This window comes from Catenulispora acidiphila DSM 44928, from assembly GCF_000024025.1.
Classification (GTDB): domain Bacteria; phylum Actinomycetota; class Actinomycetes; order Streptomycetales; family Catenulisporaceae; genus Catenulispora; species Catenulispora acidiphila.
The window spans coordinates 8,326,785-8,345,539 of the sequence record NC_013131.1 but is presented as its reverse complement, the minus strand read 5'-3'; the positions used below and the strand labels follow the sequence as shown (position 1 = coordinate 8,345,539).

The window sequence follows — 18,755 nt, the reverse complement described above, 5'->3', positions numbered from 1 at the left end:
AACAGGCCGCGCTCGGTCTCGTCGTCGATCACGAGCTCGGCCAGGCTCAGGACGTCGTTCATGATTCCTCCATGGATTCATGTCGGTTCGGACTGGTTGGCCGCTTGTGCGGCCTCCCGTTCTCCATGGTCTGCGCCCGCGGCCTCGCCGAGCTATGCGTACGGGTGCGTATAGACGAGTACTGCGATACCTCCGACAATTCGCGAGTCCGCCGCCGCCTCGCCAGGCGTCCTCACCGGCAGGGTCGGCGCCCGCCGCACCGCAGGCGGGAGCCCTGCGGCTGAGCTAGGCTCGAAGGCATGGCGGATCAGCCAGGCGCGGAGTTGGTGCTCCAGACCGAGGGCGACTCGCGGGTGATGAGCCCGAGCCGCGAGTATCAGATCGGCCGCGATCCCCTTGGCGACGTGGTCCTTACCGATCCCCGGGTCTCCTGGCACCACGCCGTGCTGCACGTCGACCGCGGGCATTGGGCCTTGGACGACGTCGGAAGCACCAACGGCACCTACGACGGCCAGGGCCACCGGGTCAGGCATCTCGAGGTCGGCCCGGGCTCGATGCTCCGGTTCGGCAATCCGCAGGACGGACCGCGGGCCAGCCTGCTCGCCGTGGCGCGCCCCGCCACCCCGAAGAAGGCCGCCCGGCCCTCCGCGCTCACCGCGATCACCGGCTCCTACCGGCAGCCGACGACGGTGCGCCCCCTTCCCGAGCGCACCGTCCGCATCGGCCGCGCCCTGGACAACGACCTGGTCGTCGAGGACCTGAGCGTCTCGCGCTCGCACGCCGAGCTGCGCACCCGCCCCGACGGCCGCCACGAGATCGAGGACCTGGGCAGCCACAACGGCACGTTCCTCAACGGCCAGCCGGTGCTGACCGCGATCGTCGAGCCCGGCGACCTGATCGGCATCGGGCACTCGGTCTTCTGCCTGGTCGGCGACGAGATCCAGGAGTACGTCGACACCGGCGAGGTCGCGCTGCAGGTCGAAGGGCTGTCGGTGCAGGTCGGGCCGGAGCCGCGCGTCCTGCTGGACGCCGTCTCCTTCCCGGTCGCCGAGAAGTCGCTGCTGGCCGTGGTCGGGCCCAGCGGCGCCGGCAAGTCCACGCTGCTCAACGCGCTCACCGGGATGCGCCCCGCCGACCGGGGCAGCGTGCGCTACGACGGCCGCGACCTGTACCAGGACTACGCCGAGCTGCGGCAGCGCATCGGCCTGGTCCCGCAGGACGACATCCTGCACACCCAGCTGGGAGTCCGCCGCGCCTTGTCCTACGCCGCCGAGCTGCGCTTCCCTGGCGACACCGAGAAGGGCGAGCGGGCGGACCGGGTCGAGGAGGTCATCACCGAACTCGGGCTGACACAGCGCGCGGACCAGGTGATCTCCAGTCTGTCCGGAGGGCAGCGCAAGCGCGTGAGCGTCGCGCTGGAGCTGCTGACCAAGCCTTCGCTGCTGTTCCTGGACGAGCCGACTTCCGGGCTGGACCCCGGCATGGACCGCTCCGTCATGCACTTGCTGCGCCGGCTCGCCGACGACGGCCGGACCGTGATCGTGGTGACGCACAGCGTCCTGAACCTCGAAGTGTGCGATCGCCTTCTGGTGCTCGCGCCCGGCGGTCGCATCGCCTACTTCGGGCCGCCAGCCGACGCCCTGACTTTCTTTGGTTTCGAGCAGTGGCCGGAGGCGTTCGAGGCCTTCGAGAACGATCAGGATCGCGACTGGGCCGGGCGGTACCAGACGTCGGGTACATATCGGAAGTACGTCGCCGGCACGATGGAGCACCAGCCCGCGCAGGCCGCGGTCGAGATCCGGTACGCCGAGCCGCCCAAGGCGCAGAGCTGGTTCGGCCAGCTGAGCACGCTGGTGCGCCGGTACGTGGCGGCGCTGGCCGCCGACCGCACGTTCCTGGCGGTCATGATCATCCTGCCGTTCGTGATGGGCGCGATGGCGCGGGCGCTCGCCGGCAGCAAGCTCACCTCCGACACGGCGCTGAACGCGCTGCTCATCCTCTGCGTCGGCGGTCTGCTGGTCGGCGCGGCGAACGCGGTGCGCGAGCTGGTCAAGGAACGCGCCGTCTATCGCCGGGAGCGAGCCGTGGGCTTGTCCCGGTCCGCGTATCTGTGGTCGAAGATCGTCGTGCTCGGCGCCATCACCGTGGTGCAGGCCGTGGTGATGACGGTGATCGGGCTGGCCGGGGTGCGGATCAGGCCGGCCGGCGGCGGGGTGCTGATGCCGCCGCTGATCGAGATCGCGCTCGCCGTCGCGCTGCTGTCCTTCACCGCGATGATGCTCGGGCTGCTCATCTCCGCCCTCGTGAAGAAGGAGGAGGTGACGATGCCGCTGCTGGTGCTGCTGGCGATCATCCAGGTCGTCTTCTGCGGCGCGTTGCTGCAGCTGCACAACGTCCCCGGCTTGAACCAGCTGTCCTGGCTCGTCCCCTCGCGCTGGGCGCTGGCCGCCATGGCGAGCACGATCGACCTGCACCAGGTCGTCCCCGGCACCCTGACCGCTGATCCGCTGTTCGCCCACAAGACGAGCACCTGGCTGCTCGACATGGGAGCCATGCTGCTGATGTCGCTGATCCTGGGCCTGGCGGTCGCTCGGCTGCTGCGCCGCCACGAGCCGGCGATCATGCGCCGGTGAGATCCGGGTGATCCGGGAGGCGCCATGAACGACACTGGCTTCCGGCCGACCCATGTGACGCCCCTGGACGGGATGCCGACGTGGGACGGCCCGGACCCTTCTGAGCCCTCCGCCCTGCTGGACCCCGTCCTGCCGGTCCAGGTCGTCGAGACGCAGGGCGACTGGGCTCGGGTGCTGTGCGCGAACAACTGGTCGGCGTGGGTCGACGGCCGACTGCTGGTCGCGCTGCCGGACGGTCCGCCGGGTACGGACCGACCGCAGGCGCGGACGCCGGATCCCCGTCCGCTGCTGGCTCAGTTGGAGCGGACGCTCACCGCCTATCGGCAGCTGGTCGAGCAACTGGCTGCGGGCACGATCGATCTGCAGGCGTTTCGGGAGCGAAGCGTCGGGCTGCGGGTGGGGGTCATCGTCGACGGGGAGTCGGCATGGCTGCTGGATCTTGAGCATGACCGCTGGTGGTACTGCCACGACACACAGCTTCAGACCTTTGCGACCGTCGAGGCGCCGCCGGGCGTCCATGGGGCGGCAGCGGCGGCGAGCGAGGGTGAGCACTGATGGTGGAGCAACCTTCGCAGGCTGTTGTCCCGGCGGGCTTGAGCGGGCACCGGATCGCCGGATACCAGCTGGAGACGGAGATCGGGCGCGGCGGGATGGCGGTCGTCTATCGGGCGCAGGATCTAGCTTTGGGCCGAGTGGTCGCGGTCAAGCTGCTCGCGCCGGAGCTCGCGCTCAACGAGTCCTTCCGCCTGCGGTTCGCCTCCGAGTCGCGCGCAGCCGCGGCGATCGACCATCCGCACATCATTCCGGTCTTCTCGGCGGGAGAGAGCGAGGGCGTGCTCTACATCGCGATGCGGTACGTCGAGGGGCGCGATCTGCGTACGCTGCTCGACCGGAACGGGACACTGCCGGTCTTGCAGGCGGTGCGGATCACCACGCAGATCGCCTCCGCGCTGGACGCCGCGCACGCGCACGGCTTGGTGCACCGGGACGTGAAACCGGGCAACATCCTGCTCGCCGAGGGCACGGACCGCGAGCACCCCGAACACGTCTACCTGACCGACTTCGGCCTGACCAAGAAGTCCTCCTCCCTCACCGGCTTCACCCGGGTCGGCCAGTTCGTCGGCACGGTCGACTACGTAGCGCCCGAGCAGATCTCCGGCAAGCCCGTCGACGGCCGCGGCGACCAATACAGCCTCGGCTGCCTGGTCTTCGAGCTCCTGACCGGCTCCGCGCCCTACCATCACGACGAGGACCTGGCGCTCCTGTGGTCCCACCTGCACGACCCGCCCCCGCTGCTCACCGACACCCGCCCCGGCCTCCCACTGGCACTCGACGCCGTACTCGCCCGAGCCCTCGCGAAGGAGCCCCGCGACCGCTTCGGGACATGCATGGAGTTCGCGCTCGCACTGCGGGCCGCGGGGACGCCCGTGGTCGGTCACGACCCGACGCGCGTCGCGGCGGCGGTGGGGGATGTGGTGGGGGAGGTGGCGGCTCGGCGGCCGACGCCGCAACTGCCTGAGGCTGAGATCGAGGAACAGATACCTCTACCACCGGCGTGGGCGATGCCGGTGTTCGCCAACGCGGCCGTCCGGAGGACGCCCTGAATCCCCCGCAGCATCCACGACACAGCCCCGACCTGCGCAAACGCCAGCCGCGACCCCTCGGTACCGCCCCTCAGAGGTTGCGACCCCACGCTCGCCGCCAGTGACAATGGCACGCAGAGACCACCACCAAACCGCCAACCCCCCCGGCACCGCCCAGCACCGTCGAAGCAGGTGAGACGAGCGTTGACTACCACACCGCCGCCTACTTCCGGCGAGGGCGAAGCCAAACCCGAAGCCGAGGAGCCGCAGCCCCAGCCGCCGCATCCGCCGACCGAGTCTGCGGACAGCCCGCCGGAGCACCCTCCGACGCAGGCCTCGCAATACCCGCCGACCGAAGCATCGGACAATCCTCCGGCCCAAGCTTCGGAGCATCCTCCGACGCAGGCGTCCCAGTATCCGCCAACCGAAGCGTCGGACAATCCTCCGGCACCATCCTCGGAGCGCCCTCCGACCCAGGCGTCGCAATACCCGCCCACTGAGGCTGCGGATCGTCCTCCGACCCAGGCTTCGCAGTATCCGCCAACCGAAGCAGCAGATCGTCCCCCGGCACAGGCCTCGCAGTACCCGCCGACCGAGGCTTCCGACCGTCCTCCGACACCGTCCTCGGAGCGCTCGCCGACCGAGGCATCATCCCAGCAGCCCTCCGCCGCCGTCGCCTCTTCCTCCTCCTCACCACCAGCGAGCGGTGGCGGCAACCGACCGTCGCAGCCGCCCCCGCCATCCCCGCCGCCGTCCGGATCCCAGTCGGGCTCGCCGACCGGTCCGCCCTCCGGCCCGCTGTCCGGCGTCCCCTCCGGCAGCAGCCAGGCGCCCAGCGGCGCGTCCGGTTCGGGTTCCTCCATGGCGCCGCCTCCGAAACCGCCGTCCGGCTCGGGCTCCGGAGCGTCCGGCGGCCGTCCCTGGTGGCGCCGCCCCGTCGGCATCGGCGTCGGGGTGCTCGTCGTCGGGCTCGCCACGGCGCTGGCCATCACGCTCGGTACCGGCACCGCCTCCGCCAAGCCGGTGCTCCTGCAAGACACCTCGTCCTCCGGGCCCGACGCCTACACCTCCTCGCCGACCAAGGCGCCGCCGCCCGCCGCCGCGAGTACCGGTCCGTCCGCATCGGCGAGCGCGACCAGCTCGAACGGCGCGAAAACCGTGTCCGGCGCCGCCGCGGGCCTCTATGGCGGCACCGAAAACGTCTCGAGCTGCGACGTCAACCAGCTCTCCGACTTCCTCACCGCGCACCCCGACAAGGGCAAGGCGTGGGCCGGCGTCGAGGGCATCGCGCAGGCGGACATTCCGGCGTATCTGCACTCGCTGACGCCAGTCGTCCTGCGCACCGACACCCGGGTGACCAACCACGGCTTCAGCAACGGCCAGGCCACGACCTTCCAGTCCGTCCTGCAAGCCGGGACCGCGGTGCTCGTCGACAGTCACGGCGTGCCGCGGGCCCGCTGTGCGTGCGGCAACCCGCTGCTGCCGCCGGCCGCGCAGTCGTCCGAGAAGTTCACCGGCACCGCGTGGTCCGGCTTCCGGCCGCAGAACGTGGTGGTCGTCCAGCCGGCGCCGGTCCAGATCACCGTCATCGTGCTCTTCGACCCGACGACCGGCCAGTACTTCGGCAGGCCGACCGGTGGGACCGGCCACGGCGACCACAAGGTGCCGCCGCCCACCGGCAGTTCCACGTCGCCGTCGTCCTCGACATCCTCGTCCGGATCGGGCAGTTCCTCGACGTCCCCGAGCACGTCCTGCGCCACAGGGTCGGCCTCGGGCAGCGAGTCGCCGTGCCCGTCCGGCTCCACGTCGGGGAACGTGACGTCCTCGACCTCGACCTCCCCGCTGACGTCCACGACCACCGGCTCCGGCGAGACGACGACGTCGAACCCGACCTCACCGCCGACGTCCGCACCGATCGGCACCACCTCGCCACCCGTGCCGACCGCGACGGGCACGGGATCCTGAGGCTGCTCGCTTCCACGATTCACACGAGCGGTCCGGCCGTCGGGCGGGCGTGCGAACACCGTGCTCGACTGACCCTGTCCGTATCCACTCCCACAGAGGAGACACGCATGGCGGTCGTCACGGTTTTCGAGCTTCCGGGCATGACCCAGGACATGTACGAGCAGATCACGAAGAAGATGAGCGAAGGCCGCGGTGCCAAGGAGACGTCGGACTGGCCGGTGGCCGGGCTGCTCTCGCACACCGCCGCCACCACGCCCGACGGGCTGCTCATCGTCGACGTCTGGGACTCCAAGCAGTCCTTCCAGCAGTTCGGCGAGATCATCGCCCCGCTGCACGCGGAGTTCGGCGCCCCGGTGCCCGAGCCGAAGGTCTACCAGGTGTTCAACCTGGTCACCACCTGACGATCGGGTCCCGGGAGTACCACCAGTGGGCGCGCGAAGATGCGAGACCCGGCAACATGGCGCAGGGTCGAATCATGAGGCGTTCAGAGGCAGCAGAAGAGGCCACCCTGTCGGTCCCCGACACCCGCATGATCAAGATCGGCGCCGCCCTGACCGGCGGCGGGCTCATGCTCGCCACCATGGGCATGGCGCTCGCCGCCATCAGCGCCCTCCGCGGCGCGATGGTCTGGTCCAGGCAACGCGGCATCTCCCCGGCCACCGCCGCAGCCGTCAAGATGGAGCAGGCCAAGCACGCCTCCATCGCCGGCATGCACGCCTGGCGCGAACACGCCGGCGCCACGACGGACGGCCACCGCGCGCACTAGGCGAGGTGACCCGCTGTGCATCTCGCCCCCCGCGCTGGCTAGCCGGTTCCGCGTCTCGCGCTTCTCCGGCGCCGCGCCGTGTTCGACGAGAGCCTGACCAGCTAGCCTGGAAGCGTGCATGGGGGAAGCCAACACAACACGTCAGCGCGCAGGCCACGGGGATTCAGCGCCAGGCTGCATTCGTTCTGGACCCGCTTCGTCTGGAGCGGCTTCGGGGACGATGCGGGTCGTCCTCAGCCCGTCCCGATACAGAAGCAGACCAAGACAATCACCCTGCCGCGCGTCGATCCGGCGCGCTGGAACGCGCTCTGCCGAGACATCCGCGCGCATGTGGAGCCACGGCTGGTCGACGTCGGGGAGAAGCTCGCCGCCTCAGAACTGAGCCTGCGCAACGGCGAGGAGCAGGTCACCCGCGAGTACCTGCTTGCCCTGGACGCCTACGCCGCAGCCGGCAAGCTCCTCGATGAGGCCGAAGCGCCGGTAGAGCTCGGCGGCGTGTCAGCATTGCTCGACATCGCGGCGACGCACTTCGCGGTGGCGAGCGCCCGCCACGAGGGCCGACCGGCGCCGCATCGCCGACCGCGCTGTTTCTACAATCCGCTGCACGGCGCGGCCTCCAGCGGCTCGGACCCCGCACACAAGTCGAAGAAGCGACAGCGCCAGAACTCGCCGCGGGGCAAGGGATCGCCGGTCCCGATGTGTGCGGAGTGCCGGCGTCGCGCGCAGGAGAACCTGCCGCTGGACATCATGCCGATCGCCGTCACCGTGCGAGTCCGGCGCCGCACGCGCGCGCTGGTCGAGCTGCCGTACTTCGTCGCGCCCAAGGAAGGCTCGGTCTGGGCGGCGACCGGGTACGGAAGCCTGCCGGGCAGCTCGGACGCCGACCTGGTACGGCGGGTACTGCTTGGCGAATATCGAGAGCAGCTCAAGGCCAACCCCGCTGGACGCTGACGTTTCCGTCAGCGTCCAGCAGAGTCTTCGAGCATTGACTTACAGCAGACTCATCTCGGGTTCGCCGCGGAATGTCAGACCCTTGCGGGCGATGACGCAGACGCCTCCGTGCGGCACAGGGCCGGAGTACGCCTGCCGCAGGCAGTTGCGCAAGCCCAACTGCGACCAGTAGTTGGGGTGCAGCGACTCCTGCTGGAAGTAGTCCGTCCCGAACGTGACGATCCGGATCTGGTTGATCCACTCGGTCTTGTCGACCGCGCCGGGATCCTTCCAGCTGTTGAGGCCGACTTCCTCCAGCAGGCCGACGCCCTTCTCGCAGAGCTTGTGCCCGCCCACGGCCCGGGAGACGTCCATGGTGATGATGTTCCTCAGGCCGCTGTCGACGATGGCGGCGCCGATCGAGCGGGTGACCGTCGGCATGGCGGTCTGCAGGGCCCAGTCCGCGTCCGCGTTCCACAGGCCGCATCCGCCCACGAACTGCCGGTTGTAGTGCTCCGGGTAGCGGAAGTCGACGCCGAACGGGATGGGGGAGGGGTAGTTCTGGACGAGGATCTTGTACGAGTTGTCCGGGTACCCGGCCGAGGCCATCGCCAGGCCCACGTTGCGCAGGGCCGACGCGATGTCCTTGGTGATCCGAGCGGCGTTGGCCGCGTTGAAGTGGCTGGTGACCGCGAGATCGTTCTTGCACAGCGTGCCGGCCAGGTAGTGCTCGACGCAGGACGTGACGACGTCGCCGAACCCGAAGTCGTTGCCCCCGATGGAGACCGCGACCATCGTGACGCGGTTCTTCAGCGCGAAGTCGCGGAGCATCAGCGCCTGGCCCTGGTGGCCGCCGACGTTGTAGAAGTCCAGCCCGGGCTTGAAGTAGCCGCCCTCGGTGAACGTCGACGTCCGCGCGCCGGAGCACGCCAGGTTCAGGCTGTGCGCAATCCCGATGTGCACCTCCGCCGAGAGCGAGCGGTGGCACCGGGGGATCAGCTCGGCGGTGTGGTCCTTGTTGTCGAAGTACGCCGTGGGACCCAGGGCGTCGATCTTCGAGCTGCTCTGGTCGGTGTTGCCGGCCCAGCGGCCGCCCTCGCCGGAGATGTAGGAGTCGCCGAGCGAGACGACCCAGGGATCGCCGCCGGGCACGGCGCTCGGCGTGGCCAGGCTGCCGGAGTGCGAGCCGCGCACGCTCTGCGGCGAGCCCGAGGCGCCCTGCGCCGCGACGGCGGGGACCAGCAGAGCCGGGAGCAGAACCCCGGCGAAGGCCAGCGAACGAAGTCGTCGCCGCACTTTCTCATACGGACGCATCAATAGACCTTTCCCGTCATGGTGACTTCAGTGGATCAGGGCGGATATCGCCAAGATCACAGAAGCCTTATCCGGGAATGCAAGTCAACGCGCATCACCGGAGGGATATGGGGCATTCACTCGATCCAGCGAATAAGTCGGGGATTCTCGCCGCTTCGGAACGACCGCGGCCGACGCCTCAGCCGGTCTACGATGCGCAATCCCCACCGCGACGATCCACAGCGGCGCGAGTGTCGCGCAGAAGAGGCTGACGACAAGATGCTTCGTCACCTCGTTGCCCTCGCCGAAAACGGCGGTCAGATACTGGATGACGGAACCGGCCGTGAAAGTGAGCGAGACGATGGCGAACGCCCGCTGCGGTGAACCCTTCGCGCTGCGCCGGCGCAGAAGGACCGCGCCGATCGCACAGGCGATCCAGAATGCCACAATGCCGCCGAAGCCGACCCAGGCGAAGTGGTTGGCGACCCAGGAGATGACTGCTATTCGGTGGTCCTCCCGCTGCGGTCTTCCCAGACTGTCGGCCTTTGTGTAGTCACCGATGTAGTAGTCGGTACGGAACAGCCTCAAAAAGGGACCAGAACCGCTCGCCAGAACGCGAGCCGTAAGCCGGGGATGCGTAGCCAGGTATCCCGCTATGCGGACGAAGGTGACGCGCGACGGGTCGAACGCAGGGTCCTGTTGCATGGGGTGCGCGGACCAAATGCTCGTGCCGCTATAGGCGCCGAACGAGTGAGGAAGCCCCAGCCCTGTGGCGACGCCGCCGGGATCGCCCGAGAGCGGCATGAGCGTCATGGTGAGCTCGTTCCGGACGTTCGTCTGCTGATCGTTCGGGCCGCCGCCGAACGCCCCACCCTGCCACATCGCTATCCCGACCAGCGATAACACGGTGAGGGTGGGGATGGCACGAGCCCTAAGACCCCCGCTGAAGCGTCCCCAGTCCAGCTTGCGGCTGCCGAAGAAGACGCACAGCGGGATCGCCATTGTCAGGGTCTCGACCTTCGCGCCGACCGTGAACAGAGCCGCCACCCAGGCGACCACGTACGCGGCCCGCTGCCGGGAGTGCGTGACGCTCGCCGCGACGCCGGCCACCGAGAACACCGCCAGCCCCCACAAGGCGGCGGTCTCCGTATACGGCGAGTTCGCATAATCGGCGAAGGTAGCCTCGGCGAGCACCAGGAACAATGCCACGAGAAACGCGCCCCGCGCCGCCGGACGCCAGCTTCGCGTCAGCCGAGCAGCGACCCACATCACGAATCCAACGACGAGGCAGTACTCGACAGCCAGTTCTCGCAAGTCGATGGCGCCGGCCAAGCCGAGTATGTGCTGATGCACCAGCGCGGCGAGCTTCGCAGGAAGAAGCATGGTCGACGGATAGGGCTCGCAATGGTGCGGCGACGGTGTGAACGGATACCGCTCGACCACGTACTGCCAATACGGAAGCGCACTGCTATGTACCGCGCCGGCGTCTGCGCCGACAAGACATAACAGACGCGACCCATCATTGTTGTCCGCCATGCCAACGGGTACCGGAACCAGAAGCCGTATCGCCATCAGCGCACCAGAGATGACCCCGAGCCCGACAGGAGATATCGGAACCCGCATCCACCGATGCGCTCGCAGACGTGATCTCACCCCCGACAGTTGATACGCCATCCCCGCCCCTCTCGAACGCAGCGATGGTGAACGCCGCTGCTTCTCTAAGGGCTGGCAACACGCGAAAGGTTGTACACGGTCGGCGACTTTTTTTGATCCGGCCTCACGAGCGCCGGTACGGTCATCGGTCCCGGCACTCTCAGCGCAGGTGGTTTCCCCGCGCCGCGGAGCGGAGCAGCGCCCACCACAGCAGAACGAGGCTCAGAAGGCTACCGAGCACCAGTCCGCAGCTGATCCAGGCCTGCCGCGCGCCCCAGAACAGGGCGCCGTGTCCGGGGCGTCGGGTGTGCGGCAGGTCGGCGACGATCTGGTCCACACGCTGCTGGACCTGCTGTTGGTCCGCTGGTGACAGACCGTCGGTTCCGAGCTGAGTGGCCAGGTCGGTGATCTCAGCGTTCTGTGCGGCGGAGAAGCCATAGCCGTGTGTCTGGCCGATGGTGTTCGGCGACGCCGAGCAGAGCAGCGCTTGGCCGTCGTCGATGTCGAAGCCGATGGTGTTCTTGCTGTCGCAGCCGGCGCCGGGGTGTCCGAACTGGACGTGGTACACGCGGTCGGCCGCCGTTTGGTCGAGGATGCCCGCGAGTCCCGCGACGGCGCCGAAGGCGACCAGGCCGATCGCGCACAGCGTGCCCAGCGACGCCACGGTGACCCACAAGGCAGTGACCTTCGAGCGCGGCGCCATACCAGCCATGAAACCGCATCGGACGGTGGCGGCGGTAGGTAGTGGATACCGACCAGCGTGGCGGCGCCCTCGCGCGTGAGCAGCCGCTCAGCCGCTCGGTTGCTCAGCCGCTCAGCCGACGCTGGCCAGACCGCTGCGGTGGGCGAAGACCACCAACTGCGCCCGATCCCGCGCCCCGACCTTGACCATGGCGCGGTTGACGTGCGTCTTGACCGTGGCCGGGCTGAGGACCAGGCGGGCGGCGATCTCGTCGTTGGACAGGCCTTCGGCGACGAAGCCGGTGATCTGGCGCTCGCGGTCGGTGAGGGCGTCGAGGGCGCCGCGTTGCGCTTGGTCCAGCTGGCGCGGGGCGACGGGTGTCGTGAGGAAGCGGGAGATGAGGGCTTTGGTCGCGGCGGGGGATAGCAGCGCGTCGCCGCGTTCGACGGTGCGGATCGCCGCCAGCAGCTCGTCGGCTTCGGCGCTCTTGCCCAGGAAGCCGCTCGCGCCGGCGCGGAGCGCCTCGAAGACGTATTCGTCGATCTCGAACGTCGTGAGAATCAGTACCTTGACTCCGGCGAGGTCTTCGTCGCCGGTGATCAGGCGAGTGGCCGCGAGCCCGTCGAGCACCGGCATCCGGATGTCCATCAGGACGACGTCCGCCTGAGCCGCCTTCGCCAGTCGCACCGCCTCCCGTCCGTCCCCTGCCTCGCCGACCACCTCCAGGTCCGGCGCGGAGCCGACCAGAGCAGAGAATCCGGTGCGCAGCAAGGGCTGGTCGTCGGCGATCACCACGCGGATCGTCATGACTCCGACTCCGACCCCACTGCAAGATCCAGAGGCTGGTACGGCAAGGTGGCCGCGACGCGAAACGCGGGCTCTCGACCTGGACCCGCGGTGAACTGCCCGCCGAGGGCGAGAACCCGTTCGCGCATGCCCACGATGCCGTGCCGGGGGAGCGAAGAGCGGAGTACAGGGCTCACAGCAGCATCGCCGACGCTGAGGTCGTCGATCTCGACGTGCAGCTCACCCGGACCGTAATCGAGCAGCAAGCGTGCACGCCGCGCGCTGGAGTGCTTGGAGACATTCGTCAGCGATTCCTGGATGACCCGGTACGCCGTGAGATCCGCGGCGGGAGCGAGCCGAGTGACAGAACCCCGCACAGCCTGGTCGATCTCCAGCCCGGACGTGCGCAGCGCGGCGAGCAGGTCCTCAAGCGCGTCCAGTCGCGGTGCGGGAGCCTCCGTCGGCGCGACCGGATCGCCCGGCTGTCGCAGAAGGCTGACAGTGTCCCGCAACTCACCCAACGCCTGACGGCTCGCCGCCTTCACATGCGCGAGCGCCTCACGCACCGCCGGACCATCCGTATCGATCGCGCGTCCGGCGACATCCGACTGGACGCTGATGAGCGCGAGCTGGTGGCCCACACTGTCGTGCAGGTCCCGGGCGATGCGCAGGCGTTCCTCCGCCACCCGCCGGCTGGCGTCCTGTTCCCGAGCCTGCTCCGCGCGTTCGGCGCGCGCCTCGACCTCGGCGAGGTACGCCCGGCGCGTGCGCGAGGAGTCGCCGGCCGCGATGGCCAGCGCGCCGATCGCCGTCAGTGCCAGGTTCTCCGCGCCGAGCATCGCCGGATGCGAGAGCGCGTGCACCGTGGCGAACGTCGCGACCGCGGCTCCGCAGGCGATCAGCCCCGACCGGCGCTCGACCTGTTCGGCGACCGTATAGAGGGCGATCGAGGGGGCGAGCACGATCAGCACACCGCCGCTTCCGCTCCCGCTGCCCCCGATCTTCGCGAAGAACATCTCCGCGGCTCCGGCACTCACCAGCAGCGCGATCTTCGGAAACCGCCGCCGGGCGATGAGCGCCCCGCACCCGATGGCAACGATCGCGAGCAGCACTCCGCGTTCGCCACGGTCGCCGGCCTCGAATGCTTGATGCCCGCCGAAGGCCGTCACCGCCGTCGCGACGAACAGCACCAACGCGATCGCCGCGTCCAGCGGATGCGGATGCCGTTGGACGGCGCCGCGCAGGTGGCCGGTGATGCTCATGTCCCTCACGATAAGCGAGCACCCACCCGCCCGGCGTCCGCACGCGGCAGCAGCCTGCACTGATACAGCCGCGGTATCCATCGGCGGCATACCGCGCCTGCGGTAGTCCGGATCGCCGTGTGCGGGTGACGACACGGAGCCGGCGCCGCCGCGATGGTGAGTGCGGCGCCCGAATCCGTGCGCCATCCCCAAGAACGGAGAGGAGGTCCCGGCATGGGCGGCGGCATCTTGGTCGAGGGCTTGACCAAGCGATACCAAGCGGTGACCGCGGTCGACGACCTGACCTTCGAGGTGGAAGCCGGAAAGGTCACCGCGTTCCTCGGTCCCAACGGAGCAGGCAAGACCACGACTTTGCGGATGATCCTCGGCCTGGTCAGACCCGACGCCGGCCGAGCGCTGATCGACGGCTTCCCCTACGCGCGCCTGCCGCACCCCCGGCGGGCGGTCGGCGCGGTGCTGGAGACCGGCGGATTCCATCCGGGCCGCAGCGGACGGGACCACCTGCGCGTCCTGGCCATGGCCGAACGGATCCCGGCGACGCGCGTCGATGACGTGCTGGTCCGAGTCGGTCTGGCAGACGCAGCCGATCGCCGCGTCAAGGGCTACTCGCTCGGCATGCGCCAGCGCCTCGGTCTGGCCTCGGCGCTGCTCGGCGACCCGGCGGTGCTCATCCTCGACGAGCCCGCCAACGGGCTGGACCCGGCGGGCATGGCCGAACTGCGTGAACTCCTGCGCGACCTGGCCGCCGAGGGCCGCACCGTCGTGATGTCGAGCCACGTCCTGAGCGAAGTGGCGCAGACGGTCGATCACGTCGTGATCGCGGCTGAAGGCCGGCTGCGGTACGCCGGTCGCCTCGCCGATCTCACCGCCCCGCAGGGCGAGACGCTCGAGGCCGCGTTCCTGCGGCTGACCGCCAGCGCAGCGACGACAGCCCACGACGGCACCGCGGCCGATGCCCCGGTCGCCGAGGTGAGGAGCCTGCACAAGTGAATACCCTGATTCGCGTCGAACTGCTCAAACTGCGCACCGTCCGCAGCCCGTGGCTACTGCTCGCCGCCTCCCCACTCCTGGTGGCCGCCGGGATCGGCGGCGCGATCACCTCCGGCTCGGACCCACACGACCCGACCATGCAAGCGCAAGTCATGACGCACGTCGGTTTGGCTTCCCTGTTCACCTTGATGTTCGGGATCCTCGCGGTCGCCGGCGAGCACCGGCACAAGACGATCACTGACACATACCTGAGCGTCCCCTTCCGCGGCCGCGTCGTCACCGCGAAGCTCGTCGTCAGTACCGGTGTGGGCGCGGTGAGCGGCCTGGTGAGCACGGTCGTCGGCCTCGTCGTCGCGGCGGCCCTGTGGTCCGGCAAGGGCGTGTCGTTCTCCTGGGGCGACTCGTCGATGTGGACGACGATCGGTGGCGGCATCGCGTGGAACGCCGCGTTCGCCGCGATCGGCGTGGGCATCGGAGCTCTCGTCCGCAGCCAAGTCGGCGCGATCGCCGCTGCTCTGGCGTGGGTCGCCCTCGTCGAGGGAGTCGTCGGCCAACTCGTCGGCGGCTTCGCGCGCTGGCTGCCGTTCAGCGCCGGGCAGGCTCTCGGCGCCGCTGCCAAGCCGATGATGTCGCACGACCTGTTGCCCCGATGGGGCGGCGGCACGGTACTGGCGGTCTACACGGTGCTGTTCGCCGTGCTCGCCGTCACCACGAGCGTGCGCCGCGATGTGGCCTAAGAAAGGTGGGCCCCGGCAGTCGCGCTCGCGCGTTTGCCGGGGCCCGGTTTGTGCTGTGCCTGCCTCTTACGGCGCGGTCACTCCGTGCAGCACGACCGGTCCGAGAGTCGGGTCGAGCTCAGCGCTCTGCGATACTCCGGGCGGTGTGATGGTGGACATCACCTCGGGCACGGAACCGGGGCTCACGGAGCAGATCGGTGCTGTGCCGCCGACCGGGCAGACCCCGAAGGTGTAGTCGCCGGGCGTCGCGGTGAACGGGATGGCCTGGTCCGCCTGGAATCCGTTCTGTCCGGTCAGACCGAGGGTGAAGGTCCAGCCTGGGCCGGGGGTTCCGAACTGGGCTGCCGGCAGGGCGATGGTGATGGTGTCGGCCACGGTCGAGGCGACCACGGCGGTCGGCGTGCCGACCTGCTGTCCGCTCGGGGCGACCCAGACCGGGGAGGCGAAGCCTTGGATCTCAAGGCGCTGATTCCAGGCGTCGGACGGCGCGATCGTGTAGTTGCGGCTGGGGAAGGCCGCGGCGGTGGAGGTCGAGGTCGCCGCGGGGTTGTGGACGTAGATGTCGAGCAGTTGCGCGCCGTCGACCGAGCCGAAGGTCGGTACGAGGTTGGCGAGCGAGGCGCGCAGGTAGACCTCGGATCCGGCGGTGATGACCTGGAAGCCGGTCAGGTCGAAGGAGCCGGAGGCGTAGGAGGACGACGTCGGGTACTGATACGTTCCCGGGCCGTTGTCGTTCCCGGCGGGCGCGGTGACGTTCAAGACGGTGGTGCCGCCGCTGACGTCGCCGATCACCGAGGTCTGCGTGTAACCGGTGGCTCCGGCTGCCGTGGTGGCCGCGACGGCGATCGCGTTGGTACCGAATCCGATCGGGACCGTTGCGGCGTAGACGCCGGAGCCGTTGGCCACGGTGCTGACCGTGGTCGCGGCGGCAGCAGTATCAGCGTCCTGAATCTCGACGTCAACCCTCGCTCCGGGCGTTGCCGTACCGGACACCGTCGTGGTGCCGCCTTCGATGGTCGCGCCGGACGCCGGGGACGTGATCGCCACCGTCGTCGAAGCCGGAGCGCCGTGCGTGACGTAGCGCGCCGTCGTGATCGCCGGGGTGTCCGTGTCCTTGCCGGTGCCGAGATCGACGATCAGCCGCAGTTCCTGAGCCTGGGCCCAGGTCAGCGGCGAGGCGGAGCCGGCGGCTTGTCCGTCGGCGAACCCGATGGAGGCCGTGGCCGGGTCGGTGCCGTAAGGCGAGGCGGGCAGGTTCGGGTCCTCCCACGCCTGCTCGGGCACCAGGCCCACGCCCGACGCCGACTTGATCATGAACGAGAGCATGGCAGAAGCCTGCGACGGATTGTTCTCGGCGATGGCGGACTCGCCGCGCTCGCCGGACAGGACCGGCCACAGGTGTCCGGTACCGATGTCGGTGGTCGGCCAGGGCTGCCCGGCAGTCGTGCAGGAGGTCTGGCTGCCGACGGTCGAGCAGTCGCCGTAGCCGTCCGCGGAGCCTTGCGCGGCGTTGGTGCCGTAGCGGTAGTAGCCGGTTCCGGAAGGGGTGGCGACAGACAGAGTGCTGTCCAGGACATTCAGCGAATTGGTGACGACCGGGTCCTTCGGCGAGATCTCGCCGAGGCGGACCAGGTCCTGGAAGCCGCCGTCGATCACAGTGTTCTGCGACGCGGTGGGCGCGCCGTTGCTCAGGTTGTAGCTGGTCGTGGCGTTCGGGTCGCCGGTCTTGGACAGCCGGATGAAGTACGGCGAGGTGCTGTCCGGGCCGGTGGTGGTGACGGTCCAGTTCTTCACGTTGCGCTGGAAGTCGTCGGCGGCAGCCTGGTAGAGCGCCGCGTCCGCGGAGTCGTGGTGCTGCTTGGCGATGGTCGAGGCGGCGGTCAGCCCGGCGATCTCGGCGGCGATCGTCGAGGGCGAATATCCGGACTGCTCCTCCCACCGCTCGACGCCGAAGCTCGGGCCGTGCGCCAGCAGGAAGTCGGCAGCCGGCTTGATGTGCCCGGTCCACAACGCGTCGCTGCCGCCGAGACCGGACAGGTACGCCATCAGGATCGGGTAGGCGGTCTCGTCCAGCTGGTCGCCGCCGGTGTCCGGCGCGGCCTTGCCGTTGAGGAGCGAGTTGCGTGGGATCTGCCCGGTCGGCAGCTGCTGGTCGTCGAGCAGGAACTGAGTCTGCGCGCGGGCGGTGGCCAGGTCCCCGTCGGCCAGGAACCCGGTGAACGCCTCATAAGCGTCGCGGGCGAAGACCTCCCGGTAGGAGCCGTAGTAGACCGGCTGGCCGTTCGCCTCCACGCCTGCGTTGACCGCCTGACCCCACGGGGAAGCCAGCGAGGCGACCACCGCGCCGGGGAAGGTCTTGTCCTCGCTGGCCTTGAGGACGTTCGCGTCGAGGTAGTAGGTCTTGGCGATGGTCTGCCCCGACTGCCCCGACTGCCCCGACTGCCCCGACTGGCCGTGCACTGAGCCTGGCGGCCGGTTGAGCGCGCGGTCGTATGCGCCCCAGGTGTCGGCGTAAGCGTGCGCGGTGACCTCGAACGGCGCGCGCAGCGACGCGGTCGCGGTCTGGACTGACTGCTGTTGAGTGCGGCCGAAGCCGAGAGCCAAGGTGAAGTCGGTGCCGTGGCGCGGAGTGACGTCCTCGGTGGCGGTGATGTGCCCGTCGGCGGCCGAGGTGGTCTGGGTGAGCGTGTGCGAGGAGTCGAGCTGGGTCAGTCCGTCGCTCGCCGTGCCTTCGTAGCCGACCGAGGCTCGCTGCTTGGCTTCACCGGCTTGCCCAGCGGACGTCATCGCCATGTAGGTCGGCACGGCGTAGCTGCGGTTGGCGGCTTGGGTGGTGGTGTTCGTGCTGTCGATGACCGGGATGCCGGTGTGCGCGTCGACGACGCCGGTGTTGCCGCCGGCGTTCTGCGCCCCGCCGCCACCATCGCCGTTGACGTGCGCGTCGAGTCGCGCGTAGACCTTCAGCGCACCCACTCGGGTCTTTGAGCCCTGAGTCGGCGCGATGCGGGTGTTCATCAGGACACTGTCGCGCTGCGGGTCGGTGACGTACGTCGTGACCAGCTCGAAGCCGTGCTTGGCGTCGGTCGAGGTGACCGTGCACTCCATACCGGTCGAGTCGGCCGCGACGGTGTACGTCATGTCGCGCGTCTGCAGGTCGCTGAACGTCGAGCCGTCGGTGACCACGTACTGCAGGGTCTGCACGTTCGTGTTGTCGACGGTCGGCTCGTAGACGTCGGACAGGACACCGTCGGCGACCGTGTACCAGACCTTCGAGTGCGAGTTCTGCGCGGTGCCCAGGCAGTCCTTGCGCGCCAGATCGAAATAGGACGGCCCGCCGGGACCGGCTGCCGTCGCGGTGCCGGACACGGCGGCGCGGGCAGCCTGGGTGGACCCGGCTGCCGTGGTGAGCAGTGCGAAGGCGGCCGCGCACGCCACCGCGGCTCTGTATCGGGAGGATCGTTTCATCGAGGCCTCA

At 69.5% G+C, this 18,755-nt stretch carries 15 protein-coding genes; 9 read left to right on the top strand and 6 right to left on the bottom strand.

Annotated elements, in window-relative coordinates; genetic code table 11:
* Positions 1-299 precede the first annotated feature (299 nt).
* The 7 genes from CACI_RS35515 to CACI_RS35485 all read left to right on the top strand — a co-directional run bounded on the left by CACI_RS35515 (position 300) and on the right by CACI_RS35485 (position 7,898).
* The gene (locus CACI_RS35515) at positions 300-2,633 is read left to right on the top strand and encodes an ABC transporter ATP-binding protein/permease (protein ID WP_015795727.1); all 2,334 of its coding nucleotides are present in this window, start codon (positions 300-302) and stop codon (positions 2,631-2,633) included.
* A gap of 24 nt (positions 2,634-2,657) precedes the next feature.
* Entirely contained in the window at positions 2,658-3,188 is a 531-nt protein-coding gene (locus tag CACI_RS35510) for an SH3 domain-containing protein (protein ID WP_015795726.1), read from the top strand.
* Positions 3,188-4,237: a serine/threonine-protein kinase gene (locus tag CACI_RS35505; RefSeq protein ID WP_015795725.1), complete on the top strand. Its 1,050-nt coding sequence runs from the start codon at positions 3,188-3,190 to the stop codon at positions 4,235-4,237. Before CACI_RS35510 ends, CACI_RS35505 begins: the two co-directional genes overlap by 1 nt.
* A gap of 840 nt (positions 4,238-5,077) precedes the next feature.
* Entirely contained in the window at positions 5,078-6,181 is a 1,104-nt protein-coding gene (locus CACI_RS35500; RefSeq protein WP_085953890.1) for a DUF6777 domain-containing protein, read from the top strand.
* 107 nt (positions 6,182-6,288) lie between these two features.
* Positions 6,289-6,582: a hypothetical protein gene (locus tag CACI_RS35495; RefSeq protein WP_015795723.1), complete on the top strand. Its 294-nt coding sequence runs from the start codon at positions 6,289-6,291 to the stop codon at positions 6,580-6,582.
* A gap of 74 nt (positions 6,583-6,656) precedes the next feature.
* A complete protein-coding gene (locus CACI_RS35490) occupies positions 6,657-6,947 on the top strand; it encodes a hypothetical protein (protein ID WP_015795722.1) in 291 nt (96 codons plus the stop codon).
* Between the two features lie 330 nt (positions 6,948-7,277).
* On the top strand, positions 7,278-7,898 hold the full coding sequence (locus tag CACI_RS35485) for a hypothetical protein (protein WP_015795721.1): 621 nt from the start codon (positions 7,278-7,280) through the stop codon (positions 7,896-7,898).
* Between the two features lie 39 nt (positions 7,899-7,937).
* Here CACI_RS35485 and CACI_RS35480 read toward each other — a convergent pair whose 3' ends face one another.
* The 5 genes from CACI_RS35480 to CACI_RS35460 all read right to left on the bottom strand — a co-directional run bounded on the left by CACI_RS35480 (position 7,938) and on the right by CACI_RS35460 (position 13,553).
* Positions 7,938-9,191: an SGNH/GDSL hydrolase family protein gene (locus CACI_RS35480; RefSeq protein ID WP_015795720.1), complete on the bottom strand. Its 1,254-nt coding sequence runs from the start codon at positions 9,189-9,191 to the stop codon at positions 7,938-7,940.
* Positions 9,192-9,275: 84 nt separating this feature from the next.
* A complete protein-coding gene (wsfD, locus tag CACI_RS35475; protein WP_449727812.1) occupies positions 9,276-10,793 on the bottom strand; it encodes a glycan biosynthesis hexose transferase WsfD in 1,518 nt (505 codons plus the stop codon).
* Between the two features lie 190 nt (positions 10,794-10,983).
* Positions 10,984-11,526 carry a hypothetical protein gene (locus CACI_RS35470; RefSeq protein WP_015795718.1) on the bottom strand — a complete coding sequence of 181 codons (543 nt, stop codon included), beginning with the start codon at positions 11,524-11,526 and terminating at the stop codon, positions 10,984-10,986.
* 111 nt (positions 11,527-11,637) lie between these two features.
* The gene (locus CACI_RS35465; RefSeq protein ID WP_015795717.1) at positions 11,638-12,312 is read right to left on the bottom strand and encodes a response regulator transcription factor; all 675 of its coding nucleotides are present in this window, start codon (positions 12,310-12,312) and stop codon (positions 11,638-11,640) included.
* The gene (locus CACI_RS35460; RefSeq protein WP_015795716.1) at positions 12,309-13,553 is read right to left on the bottom strand and encodes a sensor histidine kinase; all 1,245 of its coding nucleotides are present in this window, start codon (positions 13,551-13,553) and stop codon (positions 12,309-12,311) included. The genes CACI_RS35465 and CACI_RS35460 overlap by 4 nt, the downstream gene beginning before the upstream one ends.
* A gap of 213 nt (positions 13,554-13,766) precedes the next feature.
* Between CACI_RS35460 and CACI_RS35455 the strand changes: the two genes are divergently transcribed.
* The gene (locus CACI_RS35455) at positions 13,767-14,543 is read left to right on the top strand and encodes an ABC transporter ATP-binding protein (protein WP_015795715.1); all 777 of its coding nucleotides are present in this window, start codon (positions 13,767-13,769) and stop codon (positions 14,541-14,543) included.
* Entirely contained in the window at positions 14,540-15,280 is a 741-nt protein-coding gene (locus tag CACI_RS35450) for an ABC transporter permease (RefSeq protein WP_015795714.1), read from the top strand. Before CACI_RS35455 ends, CACI_RS35450 begins: the two co-directional genes overlap by 4 nt.
* A 66-nt stretch (positions 15,281-15,346) precedes the next feature.
* Here CACI_RS35450 and CACI_RS35445 read toward each other — a convergent pair whose 3' ends face one another.
* On the bottom strand, positions 15,347-18,745 hold the full coding sequence (locus CACI_RS35445) for a glucodextranase DOMON-like domain-containing protein (protein WP_015795713.1): 3,399 nt from the start codon (positions 18,743-18,745) through the stop codon (positions 15,347-15,349).
* Positions 18,746-18,755 lie beyond the last annotated feature (10 nt).